The organism is Methylomonas sp. BG-2 (assembly GCF_057766305.1).
Window position 1 is genome coordinate 1 of the sequence record NZ_JBYMAP010000291.1, and the last position, 4372, is coordinate 4372.

A 4372-nucleotide genomic window follows, 5' to 3' on the forward strand; every position below is an offset into this window, starting at 1 on the left:
TGCCGAACTCGGCGCCAGCCCGCGTCAGGCGACGGTAAAGCCGGACACGATTTTTTCCAGTTCGCGGGCCAACGCGGCCAAGTCATGAGCCGAGCGCGTGGCGCCGCCAGCGGTCCGGCTATTTTCGGCGGCACTGTCGGCGATCAGTTTTATCCGGTCGGCCATTTCCCGAGTCGCGGCGGATTGTTCGCCGAGTATCCGGGTCATATCGCCGATCGCTTCGGCCACTTGCCGGCTGCTGTCGCGAATTTCCGAAATCGAATCGGCGGCCCGGTTCGCCAGTTCCACGCCGTCGCCGACCCGGCTGACGCCGGCTTCGATTTCCTTGGCCGCGCGTTGCGTATTGACTTGGATTTTTCCGACCATATCGGTGATTTCCTGCGTCGAACTGGCGGTGCGTTTAGCTAACTCGCGCACTTCCTCGGCCACCACGGCAAAGCCGCGGCCTTGTTCCCCGGCGCGGGCCGCCTCGATCGCGGCGTTTAACGCCAGCATATTGGTCTGATCTGCGATACCGCTGATGATGTTGACGATGCCGTAAATTTGCCGGGAGAAGTCTTCCAACTCCTGTATCGTCGTGGCCGTGGATTTCACCGCCGCCGCGACGTTGCCCATTTCGCTGGAGGTCTGGTGAATGATGCGGCCGCTGGCGAGCGATAGGTTGCCGGACTCTTCGGCGATTTTGTGCACCTGTTTGGCTTGCTGGCCGATTTGCTCGAAGGACACCGACAGCTCTTCAACCGAGTTGGTCATCATTTCCGACGATTCCGCTTCGACAATACTGGCGTGCTCGCTTTGCATCGCGGCGGTGGCCAGCGAGTCGGCGGACAAATTCAAGGCCTTGGTGTTGTTGACGATGACGCCGATGATCTCCAACAAGCGTAAGCGCATGCCGTCCAAGGTTCTGACCAAATGGGCAATTTCGTCGTCCCCGGTCGTATCGGATTGCCTGGTCAAATCCCCGGTTTGGATGCGTTCGGCAATCTCCACGCATTGCCGCAACGGCGCGGTAATCGATAATGTCGCGATTCTTCCCAGCACTAGTCCCAAAATCAAGGCTCCGCCTATCAACGCGCCCAGGATCAACTTACTTTCGGCGTCGGTGGCTTTGAGGTTTTGCAAGGATATTTTTACGTCGCCTTGAATCGCGGTTTCCAGCTTGTCGATTTCCTCGATAAAGGTGTCGAACGCCGCATCGAATCGAGCATCCAGTTGGTGAAACTCGGCCTCTCCGAGGTTTTGGTCCAACGTGGCGTAGCGCTTGTCCAGCGCGTTACGCAACTGCCGGAATTTTTCGGCGGCAATACTGACTTGAGCCAGCGTCGCGGGGTTATCGACCGGCACATATTTGCCTTCGGCGTTTTCACCACCCTTGGCGATCACCGTCAGAAACCATTCGGCCTGGTCCATCTTGGTCTTGACGACGTCGATCGACTCGTTTGTGTCGCCGCCCATGATCTCTTCGAATTTCAAATGCGCCTCGGTCGCCAGTAACTTGGATTCCATCACCGCATCGACCAGCGGCGCCGCCGATTCGCCGACGTAAATGCCGGTATTTCCCACTTTGTCGGTGAAATAGATGCCGAATAGGCCGGTCGCCAGGGTTATTAACGTACTCAATAAAAATGCGCCGGTTAGCCGTGTGCCGATACCAATATTCTGAAACATAGTCGCTCTCTAGCTAACATGCGTTGTAATTAGTATTGCCGATAAACCAGATTTGCCAACCGCAAAACGTTTGATTTTGGCGGATTTATCTTGCGCTCGCCGAACGGCGCTGAAGGTTGGCGGCTAGCCCGGAGCCCTGAGTTGCCGGATTGGGATTAATTTCCATCGCTGGCTCAATCGATTTGAGATACGCCGTCCGACGCATATCGGGACAATCGTTGCCGGGTTTCGGCGCGCGGATCGATACGAATGCGGCGATGGCAAACCGGTCAGCCGTGCAGCACCACCAGCCATGGGCCTAGCCGGGTGGTGCGAATTTTCAGCAAGGCCTGGACGGCTTCCAGGACTTGTTCGGCGTCCAGCGGGAATACGCCGCTGAGCCGGCGTTGCTTCAGGTCGGCGGCGCCGATCACGATTTTGGCGCGGCTGTAGCGGTTTAACTCGGTCACGACCTCCGCCAGCGGCCGGTCTTCGAAGATCAATTTGCCTCGGGTCCAGGCATTCAACTCGGCCGATGCGCCGGGCAGCGCCGGCGTCAACGCCGCGCCGGCCGGGTGCGACAGGCGTTGGCCGGTATCAACCCGAACGCCGGTTTGCTCGGTTTCGTTGACCAATTCGACCTTGACCGCGTGTTCGCTGACCGAGACCTCGACGCCGCCGGCCGGATCGGCATACACCGCGAACACGGTGCCCAATGCGGTGACGGCGGTATCGCCGGCCGTCACGACGAAGGGGCGGGCGCTGTCCTTGGCGACCTGGAACTCGGCTTGGCCGTGGCGTAATACCACGGCGCGCCGCGCGGCGGACCACGCCAGCGCGATTGCGGTGTCGGTGTTCAGCAACACCCGGCTGCCGTCCGACAATGTGATTCGGCGCTGTTCGCCGACGCCGGTCCGGTAATCGCTTCCCGCCCAATCCGCCACCGGATTCCAGGCCAAGGCCACGCCCAGCGTGACAACCGCCGCTGCGGCCCACGCTCGGCGCGCCGGCGTTGGCAAGCGACGTCCGGACGCGTGCCGACGGCCCGCTTCGCCGTTGTCGCTTTGTTGCACGGCGGTCGCGGCCACGCCCCATAAGGCCTCGGCCTCGGCGAAGGCTTGCCGGTGCGCCGGGTTCGCCCGCAACCAGGTTTCGAATGCCGCGCGCGACTCGGCGCTGACATCGCCGGAGCGCAGCAGCACCAGCCAATCGATGGCGTCGTCGACCAGTGTCTGGATTTCCGGATCGGGGGCGTCTTGCATGTCGGGAACGGCGTAACGCCGGAGCAAGGTGTAAAAAGGAATTGGCAGGCCCGCCACTATAGCGCCGATCGGCTTAGCTCGCATCGCGGCGCGCCCGGCAATGCTTCAAGGTCTGGGCGATGCGCTTGGCGACGATACGGTCGGAAACGCCCAGGCGCTCGCCGATTTCGGCGTAAGTCAGGCCATCGATCGCGCTTAGGTAAAACGCGGTGCGGTGGCCGTCCGGCAACTCGGCCAAAGCCGACTGCACCGCGGCGAGTTCCTGGGCCGCGATCAAATGTCGGACGCTGTCCGGTCCGGGACAAGGCAAGGCTTCGATGGCCTCGGCGTCGTTGTCATCGTGCGGCGCGTAGCGAGCCCGGACGTTTTCCTTGCGAATATGGTCCACCACCAGATTGCCGGCGATAAAAAACGCCAGCGCCCGCCGGTCCTGGCTGGGCGCGCGTTGTTCGCAGAAATGCAGACGGATGAAGGTTTCCTGGGCCAGATCGTGCGCGGTATCGGGACACTGCAGTTTACGAACGAAAAACCGAACCAGATCGTCCCGGCATTCCTGGAAAAACTGGCTCAGCGGTATCGATTCGGCGGCGATCGGTGTGGTCATGCGCGTGAGGGGGCTGGCAAGATTAGCTGAATAAGTCGCGATTAAAGCAAATTTCGCACCGTCCGCGAAAGTCCCGAGTTTTCGGCGATCGACCGCCGCCGCTCAGTCCAAACCAGGTGAAAGCGCGCGCTCGTTGCGGGATTTCACCCGATTGCCCGACCAGAAACGCGGCTGAAGTCGCCGAGGTCGCAAGCTAGGGACGCCCGGCGCGGCGAACGTGTAATCTTGCGTTTAGCGGGCGTCAGGCCGAAACGGCGTGCCAATCTCGGCCGGCTTCGGGACGAAGCGCGCGGCCGCGACGCCGTCGCTCTTGCGTAAGGCGCAAAAAAAATTTCCGGTGGGTGTTCATGATTTGGTTTCTGAAACGGCTTAGTTAGGGACGGTGCCGTGGCGGCACTCCAACTCATCGTTCAGGAGAATTATCATGAGTCAACGTTTCAAGCTTCGTCGCGCGCCGTTTGCAATGACCGCGTTGGCGCTGGCTATCGCCGGCCTGCCGCTGCAAGCGGCGGAAACCGACGCCGGCGCGGCGAAGGTTTACACGATTCCGGCCGGCACGCTAAGTCAGGCCTTGACGAACTTTGCCGACCAGGCCGACATCAAACTGATCTTCAATCCGGAGCTGACCCGAAACCTGAACGCTGCGCCGCTGCAAGGGCCGGTGACCGTCGAGCAAGGCTTGCGCGAATTGTTGAAAGGCAGCGGCCTGGGTTTTCGGATGACAAACAAGAGCACCTTCGTCATCGAAGCCAGGCCGGTATCGGTGACGGAACAGCCGGGGATGGCGACCACGATGCCGGCGGTCACGGTCACCGGCGCCCGGTTTAGTCCGGACAACGATCCGGCCGGCTACAGTGTG

Annotated in this window: 4 protein-coding genes; 1 reads left to right on the forward strand and 3 read right to left on the reverse strand. The window is 61.1% G+C overall.

The genetic code is table 11. The annotated features are described in order from the left end of the window. Positions 1-24 precede the first annotated feature (24 nt). From AC3B8H_RS18920 to AC3B8H_RS18930, 3 genes are all read right to left on the reverse strand, one after another. Positions 25-1668 (reverse strand): methyl-accepting chemotaxis protein, encoded by a 1644-nt coding sequence (locus AC3B8H_RS18920; RefSeq protein ID WP_488443074.1) that lies wholly within the window; start codon positions 1666-1668, stop codon positions 25-27. A 269-nt stretch (positions 1669-1937) separates the two neighbouring features. Next, positions 1938-2909 carry a FecR family protein gene (locus tag AC3B8H_RS18925; protein ID WP_488443075.1) on the reverse strand — a complete coding sequence of 324 codons (972 nt, stop codon included), beginning with the start codon at positions 2907-2909 and terminating at the stop codon, positions 1938-1940. 73 nt (positions 2910-2982) lie between these two features. Then, entirely contained in the window at positions 2983-3513 is a 531-nt protein-coding gene (locus tag AC3B8H_RS18930) for an RNA polymerase sigma factor (protein WP_488443076.1), read from the reverse strand. Positions 3514-3937: 424 nt separating this feature from the next. Here AC3B8H_RS18930 and AC3B8H_RS18935 point away from each other — a divergent pair. Then, the coding region (locus tag AC3B8H_RS18935; protein ID WP_488443077.1) for an STN domain-containing protein at positions 3938-4372 on the forward strand (435 nt) is incomplete at its 3' end.

Excerpts from the sequence above, each read along its gene's own strand:
- AC3B8H_RS18930 (WP_488443076.1), bottom strand. The coding sequence starts at position 3,513 with ATGACCACACCGATCGCCGCCGAATCGATACCGCTGAGCCAGTTTTTC.
- AC3B8H_RS18920 (WP_488443074.1), bottom strand. The coding sequence starts at position 1,668 with ATGTTTCAGAATATTGGTATCGGCACACGGCTAACCGGCGCATTTTTA.
- AC3B8H_RS18925 (WP_488443075.1), bottom strand. The coding sequence starts at position 2,909 with ATGCAAGACGCCCCCGATCCGGAAATCCAGACACTGGTCGACGACGCC.